General features: G+C 70.0%; 16 protein-coding genes and 1 pseudogene. 13 read left to right on the top strand and 4 right to left on the bottom strand.

What is annotated here, in order from left to right; translation table 11 throughout:
- Positions 1-42: 42 nt before the first annotated feature.
- The 6 genes from FM051_RS40925 to FM051_RS40900 all read left to right on the top strand — a co-directional run bounded on the left by FM051_RS40925 (position 43) and on the right by FM051_RS40900 (position 5,833).
- Complete coding sequence (locus FM051_RS40925; protein WP_158852493.1) at positions 43-654, top strand: ABC transporter ATP-binding protein; 612 nt, start codon at positions 43-45, stop codon at positions 652-654.
- Between the two features lies 1 nt (position 655).
- A complete protein-coding gene (locus FM051_RS40920) occupies positions 656-1,471 on the top strand; it encodes an ABC transporter permease (protein ID WP_158852492.1) in 816 nt (271 codons plus the stop codon).
- Positions 1,472-1,485: 14 nt separating this feature from the next.
- Positions 1,486-2,727, top strand: coding sequence for an aminotransferase class I/II-fold pyridoxal phosphate-dependent enzyme (locus FM051_RS40915; RefSeq protein ID WP_158852491.1), 1,242 nt, complete (start codon positions 1,486-1,488; stop codon positions 2,725-2,727).
- Positions 2,724-3,830, top strand: coding sequence for a GNAT family N-acetyltransferase (locus tag FM051_RS40910; protein WP_202919279.1), 1,107 nt, complete (start codon positions 2,724-2,726; stop codon positions 3,828-3,830). Before FM051_RS40915 ends, FM051_RS40910 begins: the two co-directional genes overlap by 4 nt.
- Positions 3,827-4,831 carry an NAD-dependent epimerase/dehydratase family protein gene (locus FM051_RS40905; protein ID WP_202919278.1) on the top strand — a complete coding sequence of 335 codons (1,005 nt, stop codon included), beginning with the start codon at positions 3,827-3,829 and terminating at the stop codon, positions 4,829-4,831. Before FM051_RS40910 ends, FM051_RS40905 begins: the two co-directional genes overlap by 4 nt.
- A gap of 441 nt (positions 4,832-5,272) precedes the next feature.
- Positions 5,273-5,833, top strand: coding sequence for a hypothetical protein (locus FM051_RS40900; protein WP_158852490.1), 561 nt, complete (start codon positions 5,273-5,275; stop codon positions 5,831-5,833).
- Here FM051_RS40900 and FM051_RS40895 read toward each other — a convergent pair.
- The 3 genes and pseudogenes from FM051_RS40895 to FM051_RS40885 form a co-directional block, all read right to left on the bottom strand.
- Positions 5,779-7,587: a hypothetical protein gene (locus FM051_RS40895; RefSeq protein ID WP_158852489.1), complete on the bottom strand. Its 1,809-nt coding sequence runs from the start codon at positions 7,585-7,587 to the stop codon at positions 5,779-5,781. The genes FM051_RS40900 and FM051_RS40895 overlap by 55 nt on opposite strands.
- A gap of 187 nt (positions 7,588-7,774) precedes the next feature.
- Positions 7,775-9,162: pseudogene (gene dctA, locus FM051_RS40890) on the bottom strand (C4-dicarboxylate transporter DctA).
- Positions 9,163-9,182: 20 nt separating this feature from the next.
- A complete protein-coding gene (locus tag FM051_RS40885) occupies positions 9,183-9,389 on the bottom strand; it encodes a glycerate kinase (RefSeq protein ID WP_158852488.1) in 207 nt (68 codons plus the stop codon).
- 119 nt (positions 9,390-9,508) lie between these two features.
- On the opposite strand from FM051_RS40885, the gene FM051_RS40880 reads away from it, so the two are divergent.
- From FM051_RS40880 to FM051_RS40870, 3 genes are all read left to right on the top strand, one after another.
- Positions 9,509-10,414 carry a LysR family transcriptional regulator gene (locus FM051_RS40880; protein WP_158852487.1) on the top strand — a complete coding sequence of 302 codons (906 nt, stop codon included), beginning with the start codon at positions 9,509-9,511 and terminating at the stop codon, positions 10,412-10,414.
- A 101-nt stretch (positions 10,415-10,515) separates the two neighbouring features.
- Positions 10,516-11,607 carry a tartrate dehydrogenase gene (locus FM051_RS40875; RefSeq protein ID WP_158852486.1) on the top strand — a complete coding sequence of 364 codons (1,092 nt, stop codon included), beginning with the start codon at positions 10,516-10,518 and terminating at the stop codon, positions 11,605-11,607.
- 235 nt (positions 11,608-11,842) lie between these two features.
- Positions 11,843-12,706, top strand: coding sequence for a LuxR C-terminal-related transcriptional regulator (locus FM051_RS40870; protein WP_158852485.1), 864 nt, complete (start codon positions 11,843-11,845; stop codon positions 12,704-12,706).
- Positions 12,707-12,730: 24 nt separating this feature from the next.
- Here FM051_RS40870 and FM051_RS40865 read toward each other — a convergent pair whose 3' ends face one another.
- The gene (locus FM051_RS40865; RefSeq protein WP_158852484.1) at positions 12,731-14,074 is read right to left on the bottom strand and encodes an MFS transporter; all 1,344 of its coding nucleotides are present in this window, start codon (positions 14,072-14,074) and stop codon (positions 12,731-12,733) included.
- Positions 14,075-14,249: 175 nt separating this feature from the next.
- On the opposite strand from FM051_RS40865, the gene FM051_RS40860 reads away from it, so the two are divergent.
- The 4 genes from FM051_RS40860 (at position 14,250) to FM051_RS40845 (ending at position 20,324) form a co-directional block, all read left to right on the top strand.
- A complete protein-coding gene (locus FM051_RS40860) occupies positions 14,250-15,947 on the top strand; it encodes an AMP-binding protein (protein ID WP_158852483.1) in 1,698 nt (565 codons plus the stop codon).
- Positions 15,948-16,239: 292 nt separating this feature from the next.
- Complete coding sequence (locus FM051_RS40855) at positions 16,240-16,626, top strand: bacteriophage spanin2 family protein (RefSeq protein ID WP_158852482.1); 387 nt, start codon at positions 16,240-16,242, stop codon at positions 16,624-16,626.
- 150 nt (positions 16,627-16,776) lie between these two features.
- Positions 16,777-18,159 (top strand): APC family permease, encoded by a 1,383-nt coding sequence (locus FM051_RS40850; protein WP_158852481.1) that lies wholly within the window; start codon positions 16,777-16,779, stop codon positions 18,157-18,159.
- A gap of 191 nt (positions 18,160-18,350) precedes the next feature.
- Positions 18,351-20,324, top strand: coding sequence for an ATP-dependent Clp protease ATP-binding subunit (locus FM051_RS40845; RefSeq protein ID WP_158852480.1), 1,974 nt, complete (start codon positions 18,351-18,353; stop codon positions 20,322-20,324).
- The last annotated feature ends 131 nt before the right edge of the window (positions 20,325-20,455 follow it).

Here is a 20,455-nt window from a genome sequence, read left to right as displayed (position 1 = left end):
TCGTCCGACCGAGAGGCGCCCGTGGCGGGAGCCGATTGGGTCTTGCGGGTCACGGACGTCCACCACCGCTTCGGCGACCGCGAGGTGCTGTGCGGTGTCGAGATCGAATGCCCGCGCGGCACGGTGGTGGGCATCGTCGGTGAGAACGGTGCGGGGAAGACGACGCTGCTGCGGATCCTCAGCGGCCAACTCGTCCCGGACCGCGGCACGGTCGCCTGCACCGGATCCGTGGGGTACTGCCCGCAGCGGATCGTCCTGAACGATCGGCTGACGGTGCGACAGCACCTCCAGTACTTCCAGGTCGCCTACGGGCTGCCGTCACTCGACCGGGCCACCGACCTCATGGAGATCCTCCACCTCACGCCGTTCCTGGACGAGTCGGCCGGGGTGCTCAGCGGTGGCACGCGGCAGAAGCTCAACCTCACCCTGGCGTTGATGCACGACCCCGCGATCGCCCTGCTCGACGAGCCGTACCAGGGCTTCGACTGGAACACCTACCTGCGGTTCTGGGACCTGACCGACGAGCTGCGCTCGCGCGGGCGCTGCGTGTTCATCGTGTCCCACCTGGCCCACGACACAGCACGCCTGTCCGCGGTGTACCGACTGTCGTCGGGCGTTCTGCGCCTCGTCGACCCGAACTCCACGGGAGCGTGACATGTCACGCCGCCTGCGGTACTACGCCACCACCACACGCCTGGTGCTCACCGAACACCTGCGCCACCGCTTCGCGCTCACGCTGCTCGTGTTCGTCATCCCGATCTGCGTCGTCATGCCGTACTTCGGGTACACGCACAACGCCGTCGTCCTGCGCCTCGTGGCCGCGGACGAGACGATCCAAGCCCAGGGCAACGAACTCGGCATGTTGGTCACCGCTTTCAACGGGGTGACACTCCTGGTCGGGTTCACGATGTTCAGCACGACCCACTCGTCGGTGCGCTTCGACCACCGCCTGGCCATGGCCGGCTACCCCCGCAGTTGGCTGATGTCGGCGAAACTCACCCTGCTCGTGCTGGTCTCGGTCACGGCCACCGCCTACGCGACGCTGCTGGTGCACCTGCTCTGGCGGCCCGCGCAGTGCTGGCTGCTCGCGGTCGGCATGTTGGCGGCGGCACTCGCCTACGGGGCCATCGGCGCGGTGATCGGCCTGCTGATCCGGGGTGAACTCGAGGGGATGTTCCTCATCATCGCGACCAGCATCGTCGACCAGGCGTTGCAGAACCCGGTGCTCAACCCCGTCCCCGATGCGGGCATCCGCCCCTACCTGCCCTCCTACGGCGCCACGCAAACCGGTATCGCGGCCGGGTTCTCGCCGACGGTGTCCCCCGCCTGCCTTGCCGTGCAGTCGCTGTGGATCGTCACGGCGGCCACGTGCGCACTGCTCACCTTCCTCCTGCGAACCCGTGATCGGCGGACCACCGCCCGAACCGGCGACAAGCCCCGTGTGCCGGAGTCCGCGGAGACGCTCCGTTGAAAGGATGGACAGACATGGCCGATGTCTTCGACAAATGTCGGGCGTGGACCCGGGTCCGGGACGCCGTCACGGCGGGGATCATGCCGTACGGCCACGTGATCGAGGACCTCGTCGACGGCACCGAGGCGGTCGTGGGGGGACGCAAGGTCGTCATGCTCGGTTCGAACGACTACCTGGGGCTGTCCGCCGACCCGAGGGTCAAGGCCGCCGCGCAGGAGGCGATCGACCGGTACGGCACCAGCTGCTCCGGTTCCCGGCTGCTCAACGGCACCAGGCCGGTGCACGGGGAGTTCGAGCAGCGGATCGCGGATTTCCTGGGGCGGGAAGCCGCGGTGGTCACGGCCACCGGGTTCCAGACCAACCTGGCGATCTCGACGCTCCTGGGGCACGGCGACGTGGTGTTGACCGACCGGGGCAACCACGCCTCGTTGGTCGACGCGGCCCGGCTGGGTTTCGCGGAACACCGGCGTTACCGGCACAACGACGTGGAGCACCTCGCGTGGCTGCTCGACACGAGCGGCGCCGACCGGGGCAAGGTGATCGTCACGGACAGCACCTTCTCCATCGAGGGCGACCTGTGCGATCTCCCCGCCATCGTGCGGCTCGCCCGTGAGCACGACGCGCGTGTGGTGCTGGACTGCGCACACGACTTGGGGGTGCTCGGCGCACACGGCCGAGGTGCGCCGGAGCACTTCGGGCTCGAATCGCAAGTGGACCTGGTCACCGGCACCTTCTCCAAGGCCTTCGGCTCGACGGGCGGCCTGATCGCCGGCTCGCGGGAGGTCGTCGACTTCATCCGGCACCTGGGGCACCCGGCGGTGTACTCGGCGGCGATGCCACCCGCCGCGGTGGCCGCCGCGGACATGGCGCTCCAGATCATCGAACAGGAGCCGGAACGCCGGACGAGGCTGCTCGACATCGCGGAACGGCTCCACAACGGCCTTCGCGCACTCGGGTTCGACACCGGCCGCTCCACCACCCACGTGGTCCCGGTGCTCATCGGCGACGAAACGCTGTGCCTGCGCTTCTGGACCGCGCTGCTCGACGCCGGGGTGTTCACCAACGCGTTCGTCACGCCCGCACTGCCCGCGGACAAGACGATGATCCGCGCCAGCGTTCTCGCCACGCACACCGACACCCAGCTCGACCAGGCACTCGAAGCCTTCGCGCGGGTCGGGCGCGAACTCGGCGTGATACCGGCGACACCGCCGCGGACCTACGAACCGGTGATGACGGCCCGGCCGGTGACGGCGTGATCACCGTCGAACCGGCGCACGGACGCCGGGACCTGGACGCGTTCATCGAATTCCCCTTCCAGCTCTACCGCGACGACCCCCGGTGGGTGCCGCCACTGCGTCGTGAGCGGCGGAAATTCCTGCGCGACCACCCCTTCCTCGAGTTCGGCTCGGTGCAACCGTTCCTCGCCCGGCGCGACGGCCGGGTCGTGGGACGGATAGCGGCGGTCGACAACCCCCGGCACAACGACGTGCACGGCACCCACGACGGGTTCTTCGGCCTGTTCGACTGCGTCGACGACCACACCGTCGCACAGGCGCTGTTCGACACCGTCGCGAAGTGGCTGGCGCCACGCGGGCTCGACGCGGTGCTCGGGCCGACGAGTTTCTCCACCAACTACGAGTGCGGGCTTCTCGTCGATGGGTTCGACCAACCACCGATGGTCCTGACCGCCTACAACCCCGCCTACTACCCGGCGTTGATCGAGCGGTGCGGCTTCACCACGGCCAAAGACCTGTGGGCGTGGGAGGTCGCTCCCGGCGGCACACCGCCCGACCGGGTGGCCCGACTGGTCGAGGCGGTGCGCCGGCGAGAGGGATTCACCCTGCGCACCGCCGACTTCGGCGACTACGACGCCGAGACCGCCCGCCTCAAAACCATCTACAACAGCGCCTGGGAGAGCAACTGGGGCTTCGTCCCGATGACCGACCGCGAGTGGAACCACATGGCCGCGGAACTCAAGCCGATCTTGAGACCCGAACTGCTGGTCTTCGCGGAGGTCGACGGTGAACCGGTCGGCTTCGCGCTCGGGTTGCCGGACGCCAACGAGGCGTTGCGCGTGGCGGCGGGCAGGACCAACCCGCTCGCCCTGTGGAGGATGGTCCGCGCCTTGCGCGCGGTCCGCGCCGGACGGCTCATCGCACTCGGCGTCGACAGGGCGTACCGGGACCGGGGGATCGACGCCGCGCTGTACACCGAGTTGCTTCGGACCAGCCACGAACTCGGCTACCGGCGGCGTGAGGGATCGTGGGTCCTGGAGGACAACCACACCGTCAACAACACGATGCGAGCCCTGGGCGCGCGGCGCACCAAGACCTACCGGATCTACCGGCGAACGCTGTGATCAGGGCTCTGGTCACCGGCGCAACCGGCTTCATCGGCCGCCACCTGGTGCGGCACCTGGTCCGACGCGGCTACCAGGTGACCGCGTTCGTGCGCCCGACCTCGCGGCGCGGAGGCCTGACCGGTGTGCGGTTCGCCGAAGGAGACCTGGTCACCGGCGAGGGACTGCGTGCGGCGCTGCGCGACGTCGACTGCGTCTTCCACCTCGCGGGCGTGATCAAAGCCCGCACACCCGCGGACTACTACCGCGGCAACCGACTCGCGACCCGAACACTCGCCTGCGCGCTCGCCGCCGTACAAGACCCACCGCGGCTCGTGCACTGCTCCTCGCTCTCGGCCGCCGGACCCGCGACACCCGACCGACCCCGCACCGAAGACCAGCCGTGCACACCGGTATCGCACTACGGCCACAGCAAACTCCGCGCGGAACGTGAAGTCACCGCCGTCTCGCACCTCGTGCCGGTCACCATCGTCCGCCCTCCGATCGTCTACGGGCCCGGAGACCGCGAGTTCCTCGGCACCCTCGCGCCGATGGCCCGGCTCGGCGTGATGCCCAAGAGCGGACGCGGTTCGAAGAGCTACTCGCTGATCCACGTCGACGACCTCTGCGTCGCACTGATCACCGCGGCCACCGGTCCGTGCAGCGTCTACTACGTCAGCGACGGCGTCGAACACCGGTGGGAGGACATCTGCACCGCCTTCGCCACGGCACTGGGTGTCGCCCGCCCTGTCGTGGTGCCCGTACCAGGCGCAGCGCTGCAGCTCGCCGCGACCGCGGCGGAACTGCTCGGTCGGGTCACCGGAACGGTTCCCATCCTCAACCGGGACAAGGCTCGGGAGGCCCGGTACGCGGCGTGGACCTGTTCCGCCGATCGCATCGAACGCGTCCTCGGCTTCCGGGCCGCGATCCCCTTGGACGTCGGCCTGGCACACGCCGCCGCCCGGATGTCCGGGCAGGGGATGCAGCCGGGCGTGCGGACCGGTAATTGGCGGTCTGGGTAGTCGTCCTGGTCGATCGCGCCGACCAGGCCCGCCCTGTCGCGTGCCACCAGGCCCGGCACGGCCTTGATCCGGCCGAGCTCCCACTGCAGAGCGCGGCGGACCTCCGCCGTGTCCGGAACGGGAGAGCGTTGCGGGCGACTACCTCGGCATCGCCGACCAACAGGCATGACCACCACCCGCTCAGCGACCCGGCAGGCCTCCTGACGCGGGTGTGGCGATCCTGGTCACCTCGCCGTCCGCGATCAGCGCTAGGTGCCGGTTGGTCGGCAGTGGGGGTTTCGCGCGAGGTGCGCGGGGTAGCGAATCGACATGCACTCACCAGACGATCGGCAGCGCGCACCGCGCGGTGGCACTGCGTTCGCCGAACTGGCGCGACGCTTCGCCGAGCGGGTGGCTGCGGTGCGGCCCTGCGTGGACGGGCAGTACGTGCGCCCGGACTGGGTGCAGCGCAACGCCGAGCTCGAACGCGACTTGCTGCCCGTTCCGCCGGTGGACTTCCTGCGCCATCCGTCGATCGCGTTCCAGATGTTCGTCAACGAGCGATTGTTGCCGCACGAACTTCCCTATGTGCGTTCGCGGCTCACCGACGAGCGCCTGCTCGCTGAACCGTCGGTTGGCGAGCCCCCGACGGTGCCGTTGCCGGACGGTGGCATCCGGACGTCGTCGAACACCGTGCACCAGCTGTTCCACCTGCTGCGCTACCAGGAGGCGACCGGGCGGCGGATCGACGACGCCGCCACGATCGTGGAATGGGGCGGCGGGTTCGGCGCCCTGATGCGCCTGATCGTCGCCATGCACAGCGGTGAGCCGACCTGCGTCATCTTCGACACCCCGATCTTCAGCGCCGTGCAGCCTGCGCGAACTCGCCGTCCACCTGCGCCGCAACCCGACCCGGCGGGTCCGCATCGGCAGGGAACGACTGCGGCAGGTCCTGCACGAGCACGGGATCAGCTTTCAGCGTTGGCGGTGACCGAGGGCGAAGTGTGGGGCGTCAGGAGGTAGCGGCGTGCGGCGCGCGCGTCTGTGGCGCAGCTGTGTCGCAGCTGCAACGCGGCTTGGTGCTCCGGAGGAAGCGCCTGCCGGAACACGAAGAAGTCCGCCGGAACGTCGTGCCGCCCGACGCGCATCAGGTCTTCCCGGAGGCTGTAGGCCTCGGCCAGCATTGCCATCCACTCCTTCACGACGGCGTCCCGCTCGCTCTCGTCCACCGGATCGGTGAGCCCGGTGAGCAGCGCCTGCATGGTCGACAGCCACTCGTTCAGGAGCGCGATCCGGTACATCACCTCTGATGTCTCGCTCATGGTCAGCATGGGGCCGGCCCATGCGGCGATGCCGTCGCGGTTGAGCATCTTGAGCCGGTCGAGTTGGCGGTTGGCCAGTCCTCGCCAGGGCTGGTGGGGTACGAGCCTGCGCATCATCGGCAGGTAGTCGTCATAGCGGATCTTGCCGAGGTCGTGCTCGCTTCGCCGGGGTCTGGGCAGTCGAACCCGGCGTCGCACCTCGTCGAGTTCCCGGCACACGTCGTCGTTCGGCCGTGCCGCGTTGGAGGGAATCTTCCCTGTTCCGAGCCAGAGCATGATGTCGATCACCTTGGCGGTCTCGTGAGCCAGGGCCAGCAGCCCCAAGCGGGACAACGACTGCTGCCGTCGTTCCAGCAGTCGTCTGCGCACCACGTCGAAGCCCGCGACGGCGAGGACCGTGAGCAGGACGCCCGTGATGATCCCCGCCTGCAATGGGCGGTCGCCGTAAAAGTCGCGGAGTCCTTTCGAGATCAGTTCGACGAGGACGACCCCGCCGATGAGGCCGGCGAGCAGCGACAGCCTCATCCAGTCCTTGAAATGCATGCGAGCTGGTCTCACGACGTCTCCTCGGCGTGCGACCCGCGCCGTCGTGGGAATCCCACGCGGCGGAGTCCGAAGGCCACGGCGCTGCCCATGACGAGTCCGCCGGCGACCACCAGTGGTGTGATCGGCCGCTGCGGGGGCACGGGTGCTGTGGTGGCGTCCGCCAGGTCGGCGACCACCCGGTCGAACACGGGGTCCCGCGCCGCTGTACAGCACACCGATCACGGCGCAGGCCATGTTCACGTGGGCGTCGCGCAGGCCGTGCGTGCGGGGTGAGGTGTGCCAGAAGTTGTAGTCGCCGAGTTCGCCCGATGCGGAACTCCACGCGTGGTACGCCCCCTTGGGCTCGTACAGGAACGTCTGCCGCGCCAACCACCACAGCAAGAGGACGATCAGCAGCGGCGGCAGGGCACCGAGTAGGAGCAGCGCGCCGAAGGGCAGTCCGCCCAGTCCTCCCAACCAGGTGTTGTCGGCGAGGCACCCGATGTCGGTGGCGCATTGACGCACGACCACGTCGAGCGTCACGTAGGTCGCGTTGGCCACGAGGATCGCTGTGAGCACGACCCCGAGCACTCGCAGCACGCCGTCGGCGAACCGGTTGGGGGCGAGCAGGGTGTACCGGGCGACGTTCAGGATCGCGAAGGGGATGAGTGCCAGCCAGAGAGCGCGACTGGCGCCACCGGAGGTGATCCGGCCCCAGTGGAACGCCTCGACCACCCGTGTCCGGGGCGCTCCAGGCGCTCCGCCGGCGGACGCCCGCTTCGTACCTCTGAGGAAGCGGGCGACGTCGTCACCTGACACCGGTTCCGGGTAGGGGTCGCCCAACATGGCTTCCGGAGGCGTTCCGGTCACCCCGTGCACCCGCAATTCGACGATGTCCCGGATCGGCGGGCCGCCGGGTGGATCGGTCATGACGGTCACCTGCCTGACGCAGTGCAGGAGTGTTACCTCTGACATCGCTACGCTGCGTCATCGCGTTAACTCAAATTGCAACCCGTTCGGGTGAATGGACCTGGGGTGAGGTTGTCCCTTTGAACCGGACACCCTGATGGACGGCGACCAAGCCCGGCGGCGCCGGACCCCGTATGGGCGGGAGGCGCTAGCGGAGGTTGATGCCGCTCAGGTGCTGGTGTGCGGTGTCGACGAGTTCAGGGGCGTGGACCGGTGGCTGGGCCTCGGGCACGTCGGGAACCGGCTGTCCGGAGAGCACCAGCCGAGCTCGGTCGTGGTCCAGGGTGCCGTTCCACTTGGCGATGACCAGTGTGGCGACCGCGTTGCCGTAGAAGTTGACCAGGGCGCGGCACTCGGACATGAACTTGTCGATGCCGAAGATCAGCATGATGCCGGCCGCGGGGACGGTGCCGAGGGTGGTGAGGGTGGCGGTGAGGGCGATGAAGCCGCCGCCGGCCACGCCTGCCGCGCCCTTGGAGGTCGGCAGCATGACGGCGAGCAGGCCCAGTTGCTGGGTGATGGTGAGCGGCGTGTCGGTGGCCTGCGCGATGTAGAGGGTGGCCAGGGACAGGTAGATGGCGGCGCCGTCGAGGTTGAAGCTGTAGCCGGTGGGCACGACCAGGCCGACGGTGGCGCGGTCCGCGCCGAGGTGCGTCATCTTGCGCATCAGGCCCGGTAGGGCCGGTTCCGCCGTGGACGTGCCGAGGACGAGGAAGAACTCCTCCTTGAGGTAGCGGAACAGTTGGAAGATGTTCAGCCGCACGTAGAGTGCGAGGAAGCCGCCCAGCCCGATCACCACGAACAGGATCGACGTCGAGTAGAACAGCACGATCAGTGAACCGAGGCTGGTCAGGGTGGACAAGCCGAACTTGCCGATCGCGTAGGCCATCGCCCCGAAAGCGCCCAGCGGCGCCGCCTTCATGACGAAGCCGAGGACCTTGAACACCACCTGGGTGAGCCGTTGCGCTCCCGCGATGAGGGGTTCGCCGAGAGTGTCCGCGGCCTTCAGCGCGATGCCGAACAGCACGGCCAGGAAGATCACCTGGAGGACGTCGCCGTCGACGAACGCGCCGAAGAAGCTGTCCGGCACGATCTTGACCAGGAATTCCCACCAGTGCTGCGACTCGCCGGTCTGGATGTACCGCTGGGCGGAGTCGCTGGTCTGCAGCGCGGCGGGGTCGGCGTGCACGCCCTCGCCCAGGCGCACGAGGTTGATGGCCGCCAGACCGGTCAGCAGGGCGACGATCGTGCCGACCTGGAAGTAGGTCAGGGCCTTGAGACCGGTCATTCCGACCTTTTCAGGTCGGCCACACCCGCGATGCCGCCAACGATGGTCAGGAAGACGATCGGGCCGATGAGCATCTTCATCGCCGCGATGAACGTGGTGCCGATGGGCTGCATCGCCTCGCCCAGGTCGGGCCACCGCCAGCCGAGGACGATGCCGATCACGATGGCGATGAGGACCTGCACGTAGAGCTGCCGGTACCAGGGCTTGCGGGCGGTCGGTGCGTCGGGGTGGGTGGTGGACTGCGTCATCGCGGTCTCCTCGGCGGCGGTCATGCGGGGGTTGGAGCGGTGTGCCCGATCAGGGCGCCGACCTCCGTGAGCAGGTGCTCGGCGTCGCCGCAGTCGGCCACCGGCCGGTACCGCACGTCCAGCCCGGGAGCGGTGCGCCGAAGGCCCGCGGCGACGGCCGTGCAGGCTCGTGCTGCGGCGTCCAGCGAGCCCTTGAACTCGTCCAGGGCCACGACGACGGCGTCCATGGGTCCTCCTCGACCGCGGAACTGCCAGACCACGGTGAGGCGCGCTACATTCGCCCGTCCAAGACACGTTGGCTACCGGACTGATAGGTCGCACTTATCAGTAGCAGCTCGGAGACCCTGTGGACGCTCGTCAGCTGGAGTACTTCCTCGCCATCGTCGACCACGGCGGATTCGGCAGGGCCGCCGAGCGCCTGCACGTGGCGCAGCCGTCGCTGTCGCAGTCCATCGCCGGTCTGGAGCGCGAGTTCGGCGTGCCGCTGTTCCACCGGGCCGGTCGCGGCGTCGTGCTCAGCCCGGCGGGCGAGCAGCTCGTCGCCCCGGCCCGGCGGGTGATGCGTGACCTGAGGGCCGTGCGGGAGGCCATGGACGCCGTGCGGGGCGTGCGCACCGGACGCGTCGAACTGGTCACGATGCCGTCACCCGGCATCGAACCGCTGGCCACGCTGACCGGCCGGTTCAGCCGCGAACACCCGGGCATCACGGTGGTGGCCGACGCGGCGTTCACGCCGGAGGAGGTCATCGCCAAGATCAAGCGCGGCGTGGGCGAACTGGGGTTGGTCGGGACGCCCGGCCCGGTGCGGGTACCGGGTGTGGACGTGCTGGTCTTGGAGGAGCAGCCGTTCGTCGTGGTGGGACCGCCGCACGCGGGTTTCGTCCCGGACCGCCCGGTGCCGCGGGCCGCGCTGGCGGGGGAGCGGTTCGTGGTCTCCCCGGAAGGCAGCCAGATGCGGCGGATCGTCGACGACATCCTCGGTGGCGACAGCGAGGTGCGCATCGCGGCCGAAGTGGCTCACCGCACGTCCATCCTGCCGTTGGTGCTCGACGACGTGGGTCTGGCCGTGCTGCCCGCCTCCTGGGCTCCGCTGGCCACCCGCGCCGGTGCCGCGGTCGCGCCGATCGACCCGCCCGCGTACCTGCACGTCGCCCTGCTCAACCGCACCGGCCCGCTCACCCCCGCGGCGGCGGCCTTCCTCGACCTGGCCCGTGGGTACACCCCTACCGCCTACCTCGACCAGCTGGCATAGGTCGGACCTATCAATTTCATCGGCAGCTCGTCTTGGACGTGACCGACCCTCACCGGCTCTACTCGGGACGACCGCGACCGACAGGCCGAGGAGCGACAGCGATGTCCGCCAGCACCGAGTCCCGCACCTTCCGCATCGCCGCCATCCCCGCCGACGGGGTCGGCCGCGAGGTGGTGAACGCGGGCCGCGTCGTTCTCGACGCGCTCGCCGCCCGGTCGGCCGGCCGGTTCGGCTTCGAGTGGACCGAGTTCCCCTGGGGCTGCGACTACTACGCAGAGACCGGTCGCATGATGGCCCCCGATGGCCTGGACGTGCTCAAGGACTTCGACGCCCTCTACTTCGGCGCCGTCGGCTGGCCCACGGTCCCCGACCACGTCAGCCTGTGGGGTCTGCGGCTGCACATCTGCCAGAACTTCGACCAGTGGGCCAACGTCCGCCCCGTGCACTTCCACGACGGCATCGTCAGCCCCCTGCGCAAGGCCGACGACACCGACCTGGACTGGGTGGTGGTCCGCGAGAACAGCGAGGGCGAGTACGCGGGCCTGGGCGGGCGCAACCTGTCCGGTCGCGGCCCCGGCAACGAGGTCGCCATCCAGTCGTCGCTGTTCACCGAAGCCGGCTGCGAGCGCATCATCCGGTTCGCCTTCGACCTCGCACGCACCCGGCAGCGCCGCAAGGTCTCCAGCGTGACCAAGAGCAACGCCCAGCAGTACGGCATGGTGCTGTGGGACGAGACCTTCGCCCGCGTGGCCGCCGACTACCCCGACGTCGAGACCGAGAGCGTCCTGGTCGACGCGATGGCGGCCAAGTTCGTGCTGCACCCCGAAGACCTGTCCGTCGTGGTCGCCTCCAACCTCAACGCCGACATCCTCTCCGACCTCGGCAGCGCGCTGGCCGGCAGCCTCGGCCTGGCCGCCAGCGCCAACCTCAACCCCGAGCGCCGCTTCCCCAGCATGTTCGAACCGGTCCACGGCTCCGCGCCCGACATCGCGGGCCAGGGCATCGCCAACCCCGTCGGCGCGATCGGGAGCGCGGCCCTCATGCTCGACCACTTCGGCCTGCCCGCCGAAGCCGCCCTGCTGCGCAAGGCCATCGAGACCACCATCGCCGCAGGCGTCCGCACCCGCGACGTCGGCGGCACCGCCACCACCGACGAAGTCGTGGCAGCGCTCGTCGAAAACCTGAGCCGCTGATCGCATCGACGGCCGGCGCTCGCGCCGGGATCGCCGGTCGCGCCGAAGCCTGGTTCGCCCGGCACGGAGCCAAAGCGGCGCTGCCGTTCCTCACCGTCCACCCGGTCGCACGCGACACCCGATTTCGGACTACCCCCGGATTAGGGTGCCCGACGGCGGGGGATCGAACTCTTGCCGCAGGTCAGGTACCGTGCTGCGACCGGTACGGCAGTGGGTTGCGAGGAGGACGGACGCCATGGACGACGCCCGGCTGCTCCGTGGTGACAATCGTTCGGCGTTGCGGGCCGAACTGCGGACCATCACGCGATCGGGCGGCGTGCCGGTGGCGTTCGCGGGCGAGGTGGTGGGCGACCGGCTGCGGCTGAGCGATTTCGTCGGCACCCGGACCACCGGGCTGCACAACCTGGAGGTCCAGGCCGGCACGGGACTGGGTGGCCGGGTGATCATGCAGGGCCGCCCGATCGGCGTCAACGACTACGGAAGCGCGCGCACCATCACCCACGACTACGACCGGCCCGTGCTCGCCGAGGGCCTGTGCTCGATCCTCGCCGTCCCGGTCCGCGTCGGCAGCCGCTGCCGGGCGGTCCTGTACGGCGCCGTGCGCCAACCGGCCGGCTTCGGCGACCGCATGGGGGACGTCCTCCTCCAATCCGGCCGGAGGCTCGCCCGTCAGCTCGCGATCCGGGACGAGGCCGACGACCGGCTGGCGACGGCCGACGCCCTCGCGCCCGCCCGGACCCTGGAGCCACGCGACACCGCCAGTCTCGAAGAGCTGCGGTCCGTGCACTCGGAGTTGCGCGCGATAGCCGGCGCGCTGCCGGACCCGGACCTCCAACGCCGCGTCTACGCCGCCGCGCAGCGCCTGATCGACCTCGGCGACGCCAAGCCCTCGAAGCCCACGAGCGTGCGGCTGTCCACCCGCGAGACCGACGTGCTGGCACAGGTCGCGCTCGGCCGCACCAACTCCGAGGTCGCGGAACGGCTCTCCCTCTCCCTCGAAACGGTGAAGGCGTACTTGCGTTCCGTCATGCGCAAGCTGGACGCGCACACACGGCACGAAGCCGTGGTGCGCGCTCGCCGGGAAATGCTGCTTCCCTGATACCCAAGGGGATACCCAAGGGCGTCACCTCACGGCGGCCGAACCGGCCGCGGGCTCGGCGGCCATGGCGCGGCCACGGGTCTCGGCCAACGCCCACGTGCACAGCAGGGAGATCATCGCGGTCACCGCCAGCATCACGCCGACCGCGATGCTGCCGAACGAGGCCGTGAGGCTCGGCGCCACCAACGGCGGCACCGCGCCGCCCAGCACACCGGCCAGGTTGTAGCCCAGCCCGGCCCCGGTGTAGCGGTACCGGGTCCGGAACAGCTCCGGCAGGAACGACCCCGCGGGTCCGTAGGCGACGGCGAAGATCACCATGGTGACGATGACGCCGACGCCGAACGCGATCGGGCTGCGCGTGTCCAGCAGGGGGAAGAGCACGAGCGCCCACGGCACGCCCACCAGCGAGGCGCACAGCATCACCTTCCGCCGCCCGAGCCGGTCCGAGAGCACACCGGCGACCGCCGTGACGGTGCCGAACGCGACGGCCGCGGCGATCCCGATGCCCAGCACGACCGGCCGGCTCAACCCGATCCCGGACGAGCTGGTCCCGTAGCTGGTCAGGTAGGTGGTGCCCATGTAGAAGAACGCGAACAGCATGGTGAGCGCCCCGGCCGACAGCATGATCTCCCGAGGCTGGCGCCGGACGGCCTCCAGGAACGGCAGCCGCTTCGGCCGGGCCAGGTCGTCACGCCCGCCGGCGGCGACGAACGCGGGCGTCTCCGCGATGCTCACCCGCACGTAGAGCCCCACCCCGACGAGCAGGATGCTCACCAGGAACGGCACCCGCCAGCCGTAGGCGAGGAACGCGGTGTCGGTGTCACCCATGACCAGGTTCGTCGCCAGGAACGTGCCACTCGACAGCGCGAACGCGATGGCGGGGCCGAGCTGCGGGAACACCGCGTACAGCCCGCGCTTCTCCGCCGGCGCGTACTCCGCCGCCAGGAGTATCGCCCCGGCCCACTCGCCCCCGACCGCGAGTCCCTGCGCGAACCGCAGCGCCACCAGGATGATCGGCGCGGCGACACCGATCGTGCCCGCGCCCGGCAGCAACCCGATGAGCACGGTCGCGATGCCCATCAGCAGCAGGGTCGACACGAGGGTCTGCTTGCGCCCGATGCGGTCCCCGAAGTGCCCGAAGAGGATCGCGCCGACCGGTCGGGCCACGAAGGCCACCGCGAAGGTCGCGAAGGAGGCCACGGTCCCCGCCGTCGACCCCAGCGCGGGGAAGAACACCTTCGGGAACACCAGCGCGGCCGCCGTGCCGTAGATGAAGAAGTCGTAGTACTCGATCGTCGTCCCGATGCAACTGGCCACGGCCACCTTGCGCAGCGGGGTGGTCATCGGCGGTGGGCTTTGACTCGACACGGGTTCTCCTCTTCATCGAGGTCGACGACAGCGGTGACGGCAGATCGTCCGATATGGACGGACCCGCCGCTACCCCCCGAATCGGGTGATGAGCCGGTGCCACTACCCCCATCGGCGGGTAGCCGACCGCCCCTGTCGACCGCATGATGGCTCGGCCTCGACGAAAGGAACTGCGGTGAGTGCGACCGGTGCGTACCGCGCGAGCAGGGATCAGCTGCTGGCCCTGCGTGACGACCACGCCCGCGCCGTGGCCGAGTTCCGCTGGCCCGAGCTGGACGGGGTGTTCAACTGGGCGGTGGACTGGTTCGACGCGATCGCGCGGGACAACGACCGGCCGGCGCTGGTGATCGTGGAGGAGGACGGGACGACGACCCGGCGCACCTTCGCGGAGATGTCCCGTGCCTCGGACCGCCTGGCGGCGTGGCTGGCCGCCCGCGGGGTCGGTCGGGGCGACCGCGTGATCGTCATGCTCGGCAACCAGGTCGAGCTGTGGGAGTCGATGTTGGCGATCATGAAGCTGGGCGCGGTGATCCTGCCGACCACGAGCGCGGCGGGCGCCGCCGACCTGGCCGACCGGATCGCCCGCGGCGGCGCCGGCCACGTGGTCTGCAACGCCGCCGACACCGCGAAGTTCGACGAGATCCCGGGCGACTACGAGCGCATCAGCGTGGGCGGAGCCGACGGGTGGGCCGACCTGCGGGACGCCGCCGCGCTCGACCACGTGCCCGCGGAGCACCCCGGCACGGCGCCGGACGACCCGCTGCTGCTCTACTTCACCTCCGGGACGACGTCACGGCCCAAGCTGGTCGAGCACACGCAGGTGTCCTACCCGGTCGGTCATCTGTCCACAATGTACTGGCTGGGCCTGCGGCCGGGTGACGTGCACCTGAACATCTCCTCGCCGGGCTGGGCGAAGCACGCCTGGTCGTGCTTCTTCGCGCCGTGGATCGCCGAAGCGACGACCTTCGTCTACAACTACCGCCGGTTCGACGCGGCCGCCCTGCTGCACCAACTGCGAACGGGGGAGGTCAGCACGTTCTGCGCGCCGCCGACGGTGTGGCGGATGCTGATCAACGCCGACCTCGGTCCGCGACCGGACGCGTTGCGCGAGGTCATCGGCGCGGGCGAACCGCTCAACCCGGAGGTGATCGAGCAGGTCCGCCGGGCGTGGGGCCTGACGATCCGCGACGGGTTCGGCCAGACCGAGACCACGGCCCAGGTCGGCAACACGCCGGGTTCGCCGGTGCGACCGGGTTCGATGGGCCGCCCCCTGCCTGGCGTGCCGGTGGTCCTGGTCGACCAGGCTGACGGCCGCCCGCTGACCGGACCGGGCGAGGGTGAGCTCTGCCTCGACCTCGCACGCCGGCCGCTGAACCTGATGACCGGCTACCGCGACGACCCGGAGCGCCACGCCGAGGCGATGGTCGGCGGCTACTACCGCACCGGTGACGTGGCCGCCGTCGACGCCGACGGCTACATCACCTACGTCGGCCGCACCGACGACGTCTTCAAAGCCAGCGACTACAAGATCAGCCCGTTCGAACTGGAGTCCGTGCTCATCGAACACCCGGCGGTCGCGGAGGCCGCGGTGGTCCCCGCACCCGACCCGGTCCGACTGGCCGTCCCCAAGGCCTACATCGCCCTGGCCCCGGGCCACGAGCCGACGGAGGAGACCGCGCGGTCGATCCTGCTCCACGCGCGCGAGAACCTCGCCCCTCACCAACGGGTCCGGCGCATCGAGTTCCACGACCTGCCGAAGACCATCTCGGGCAAGATCCGCCGGGTCGAGCTGCGCGCCCGCGAACGCGACCTCGCGGGCGAACCCAACGCCGCCGAGTGGCGCACCGACCAGTTCCCGGACCTCACGAGCTGACCTACCGGCCGACCTCCCCGCCGTGCCCCGGGTCGCCCGGCGGCGGGACGTCGACCTCGACGCCCGGCTGCGCGCCGCCGTCGAGCGGTCCGCCGAGCACTACGCCGGGCCGCCGCGGTCGACGTGGTTGACAGGGCGACCGGTTTTCGCCATCTTGGGAGGTGCGGAGGGGAGTACCCGCCCGGCCCGTGATCGTCATTACGGCCGCTCCGATGAGCGGCTCGGTCACGGCGCCACCGACGCGTTCGGTGGTCGGGGAGACCTCCGGTTCGATCGAACCGGAGGATGACCCATGCGTACCCGACTTGTCGCCGTCGTGGCCGCCGCTGTCGCCGTCACGACGCTCACCGCCTGCGGCTCGGTGCAGGACGTCGCCGACACGGCCGGCGCCGTCGCCAACACCGCGTCCACCGTGCAGGTCTGCGCGGACGCCCTGTCCCAGGCTGCCGTGATCCTCGACCCGGGCAGCCCGGAGCAGGCACTGGACAAGGCGCACGACGCCGCGGCGTCGCTGGACGCCTTGGCCGCGAACGCCGTCGACACCACCGTCAACGAGGCCATCACGGCGGTCGCCACCACACTGCGCGACGTGACCCTCGAAGACCTGGTCGTCACCCCGGCGGTGTGGCTGGAGACCAAGGCGACCCAGGTCGCCAACCTCGCCAACGCCTGCAGCTAGATATTCGCCTGCCCAGGAGACCGAGCTGATTTGTTGCATTACCGCTCCATGGTGGAGTCACCGGTTTTCTCACCGTAACCGGGTGTCACGGCTCGCCCAGGCCTGCGGTTCCGACTTTCCGGGTGGAGTGTGGTGCGGCACACTCAATTGATGGCGGAAGCAATCGGCTCGCCGGTGCAACCGGCACTGAAGCGGGCCATCGGCCCGAAACTGCTGTTGTTCTTCGTGGTCGGTGACATCCTCGGCACCGGCATCTACGCCTTGACGGGCAGCGTCGCGGGCCGGGTCGGCGGCGCGCTGTGGCTGCCTTTCCTGATCGCGTTCGTGGTCGCCTTCCTGACCGCGTTCAGCTACCTGGAACTCGTGGGCAAGTACCCGAAGGCCGCCGGTGCGGCGCTCTATACCAACCGCGCGTTCAAGATTCAGATTCTCACTTTCATGGTCGCGTTCGCGGTGATGAGTTCGGGCCTCACGTCCGCCTCGTCGGCCGCGCTGGCCTTCGGTCGCACCTACCTGCAATCGGTCATCCGGGAGTTCTTCTCGGACGCGTTCGCGGTGTCCGCGACACTGGTGGCGATCCTGTTCATAGTCGGACTCGGTCTGATCAATTTCCGGGGTGTCTCGGAATCGGTCAAGACGAACGTCGTCCTGACCTGTATCGAGCTGTCCGGTCTGCTGATCGTCATCGGGATCGGCGTCTGGGCGATCGCGATGGGCGACGGCGACCCGGGAAGGCTCACCCAGGTCGACCCGGCTCCGGGACAGCACGCGCTCGTCGCCATCACGTCCGCCACGGCGTTGGCGTTCTTCGCGATGGTCGGGTTCGAGGACTCGGTCAACATGGCGGAAGAGTGCCGCGACCCGGTGCGGATCTTCCCCCGCGCGATGCTGTGGGGCATGGTGGCAGCCGCGTTGATCTACGTGGCGGTGGCGATCACCTCGTCCCTGCTCATCCCGGCGGACGAGCTGGGGAAGGCGGGCAGCGGGGCGCTGTTGCGCGTGGTGCAGGTCGGCGCTCCCGGCTTCCCGCTGTGGGTGTTCTCGCTGATCGGTCTGTTCGCGGTCATCAACTCGGCGCTGATCAACATGCTGATGGCGAGCCGGTTGATCTACGGCATGGCGAACGAGCGGATCATCCCGAGGGTGTTCGGGGTGGTCCACCCGTTCCGCCGCACACCGTGGATCTCGATCGTATTCACCAGCGGTATCGCCGTCATCCTGGTGTCCACGGCGGACATCGCGAGGCTCGGCGGGACCACCGCGTTGCTGCTGCTGGTCGTCTTCACCGTCGTCAACATCGCGGTTCTGGTGCTGCGCAAGGAGAAGGTCGACCACGAGCACTTCCGCGCGCCGACGTGGGTGCCGGTGCTCGGCGCGATCACGTGCGCGTACCTGGCCAGCCCGTTGTCCGGCAGGCCGGCCGACGACTACCGGATCGCCCTGTACCTGCTGGCCGCCGGTCTCGTGCTGTGGATCATCAACCGGGTCGTCCACGGGAAGGTGGAGTTCCGCGCGGAGAAGCTGACGAAGTAGCTCTCGCCGCCCGGGACTACCTGGCGGGCGAGGGACCCGGCGCCGCGGTCACCAAGCTGCCCCGGCACGAGGCGGGTTTCGTGCGCGCCGCCGTTCGCTGATCCGGCCGGCCACCCGGTACGGGTTGCGCGGGCGATCCAGGCGAGGAGCATGGGAAGTACGGCGCTGTCACCGAGCGGAGGCGGCTTGCGATGGCGGACGACTTCTTCGGCTTCGGGCGGTCCAACCCCTTCGAGGACCTCGTCGGCAGGCTGTTCGACGGGCTCGGGCTGCCCGGCACGGAGACCCGCCGGGCCGAGCGCTTCGGGCGGGACCTGACCGCCGCGGCGCGCGACGGGGCGCTCGACCCCGTGGTCGGGCGCGACGACGTGATCGACGAGATCGTCGAGGTGTTGTCGCGGCGCACCAAGAACAACCCGGTCCTGATCGGTGACCCGGGTGTCGGCAAGACGGCGATCGTCGAGGGCATCGCCGCGCGGATGGCCGGCGGGGACGTGCCGCCCACGTTGCGCGGCAGGCGGCTGATCTCCGTCGACCTCGCGGCCATGGTGGCCGGGTCGAAGTACCGCGGCGAGTTCGAGGAGCGGCTCCAGGGCGTCATCGACGAGGTCGCGGCGACCAACCGGATGGTGGTGCTGTTCATCGACGAACTGCACACCGTGGTCGGCGCGGGCAGCGCCGAAGGTGCGGTGATGGACGCGGCGAACATCCTCAAACCCGCGCTGACCACCGGACGGCTCCAGGTCATCGGCGCCACCACGGTCGAGGACTACCGGCGGCACGTCGCGAAGGACGCCGCGCTGGAGCGTCGGTTCCAGCCCGTGCTGGTCGACGAGCCGTCCGCCGAGGAGGCCGTGGCGATCCTCAAGGGCCTGCGCGAGCGGTACGAACGGCACCACGCGGTGCGCATCACCGACGAGGCCGTCGTGGCGGCCGTGGAGCTGTCGGCCCGGTACGTCACCGACCGGTTCCTGCCGGACAAGGCCATCGACCTGATGGACCGCGCGGGCGCCAGGGTGCGGCTGCGGCAGAAGTCCGCGCCGCCCGACCTCGCCGCACTGGAGGACCGGGTGCGGCGGCTCGAAGAACAGGAGGACGACGAGCAACTCGCCAGGGCGGTCGCCGACCTGGAGGCCGCCCGCGCGGAGTTGGCGAACGCGCCGGAGGTGCACGCGAACGACGTCGCCGAGGTCGTGTCCCGCAGCACGGGCATCCCGGTCACCCAGCTCACCGAGACCGAGCGGCACCGGCTGCTGCACCTGGAGGAACAGCTCCACCGGCGGATCGTCGGGCAGGACGAGGCGGTCGAGGCGGTGGCCGACGCCGTGCGGCAGGGCCGAGCGGGCCTCAAGCACCCCCACCGCCCCATCGGGTCGTTCCTGTTCCTGGGCCCGACCGGGGTGGGCAAGACGGAGATCGCCAGGGCGCTCGCCGAGGCGCTGTACGGCTCGCCGGACCGGCTGATCCGGTTCGACATGAGCGAGTTCGCCCAGCAGCACGCGGTCACGCGGCTGACCGGCGCGCCGCCCGGCTACGTGGGCTACGAGGACGCGGGCCAGCTGACCGGCGCGGTTCGCCGCACCCCGTACGCGGTGCTGCTGCTGGACGAGATCGAGAAGGCGCACCCGGACGTGTTCAACACCCTGTTGCAGGTGCTGGACGCCGGGCGGCTCACCGACGCGCACGGGCGCACCACCGACTTCGCCAACACCGTGATCATCATGACCAGCAACATCGGCGCCGACCAACTGCTGGCCGCCGCCACGTCCGGTGTCCCGGTCGAGCAGCTGCGCGAGCAGCTGATGACCACGGTGCGCCGCCACTTCCGGCCCGAGTTCCTCAACCGGCTCGACGAGATCATCCTGTTCCGCGGGCTCGACGCGGACCAGCTGCGGCAGATCACCGCGTTGCTGCTGGAGGACACCAAGGCACGCCTGCGGGAACAGGGCATCACGCTGGAGGTGGACGAGCAGGCCGTGGCGTGGCTCGCCTCGTGCGGGTACGTGCCGGAGTACGGCGCCCGGCCACTGCGCCGCACCATCGCGAGGGAACTGGACCGGCGCCTCTCCCGCGCGCTGCTGTCGGGCGACCTGCGCTCCGGCCGTCACGTCGTGGTCAGCGTGGCGGACTCCGTGCCCGTGCTGACCGTCACCGACCGGAGCTAGGCCGCTACCCGCGCAGGAACGCCCGCAGCGACCCCTTCGACCGCAGCCGGAACACGAGGACGCGGCCATGGTGGCGGCTTCCGGCGCGGTTACCGTTGGTAACCGCGCCGGACACCGCGCAGTGCCTGGCC

The organism is Saccharothrix deserti (genome assembly GCF_009769385.1).
GTDB classification, from domain to species: domain Bacteria; phylum Actinomycetota; class Actinomycetes; order Mycobacteriales; family Pseudonocardiaceae; genus Actinosynnema; species Actinosynnema deserti.
The sequence above is the reverse complement of the archived record's forward strand: the minus strand, read 5'-3'. Positions and strand labels throughout refer to the sequence as shown.

Excerpts from the sequence above, each read along its gene's own strand:
- FM051_RS40920 (WP_158852492.1), top strand. The coding sequence starts at position 656 with ATGTCACGCCGCCTGCGGTACTACGCCACCACCACACGCCTGGTGCTC.
- FM051_RS40915 (WP_158852491.1), top strand. The coding sequence starts at position 1,486 with ATGGCCGATGTCTTCGACAAATGTCGGGCGTGGACCCGGGTCCGGGAC.
- FM051_RS40895 (WP_158852489.1), bottom strand. The coding sequence starts at position 7,587 with ATGACCGATCCACCCGGCGGCCCGCCGATCCGGGACATCGTCGAATTG.
- FM051_RS40885 (WP_158852488.1), bottom strand. The coding sequence starts at position 9,389 with ATGGACGCCGTCGTCGTGGCCCTGGACGAGTTCAAGGGCTCGCTGGAC.
- FM051_RS40875 (WP_158852486.1), top strand. The coding sequence starts at position 10,516 with ATGTCCGCCAGCACCGAGTCCCGCACCTTCCGCATCGCCGCCATCCCC.
- FM051_RS40870 (WP_158852485.1), top strand. The coding sequence starts at position 11,843 with ATGGACGACGCCCGGCTGCTCCGTGGTGACAATCGTTCGGCGTTGCGG.
- FM051_RS40855 (WP_158852482.1), top strand. The coding sequence starts at position 16,240 with ATGCGTACCCGACTTGTCGCCGTCGTGGCCGCCGCTGTCGCCGTCACG.
- FM051_RS40850 (WP_158852481.1), top strand. The coding sequence starts at position 16,777 with ATGGCGGAAGCAATCGGCTCGCCGGTGCAACCGGCACTGAAGCGGGCC.
- FM051_RS40845 (WP_158852480.1), top strand. The coding sequence starts at position 18,351 with ATGGCGGACGACTTCTTCGGCTTCGGGCGGTCCAACCCCTTCGAGGAC.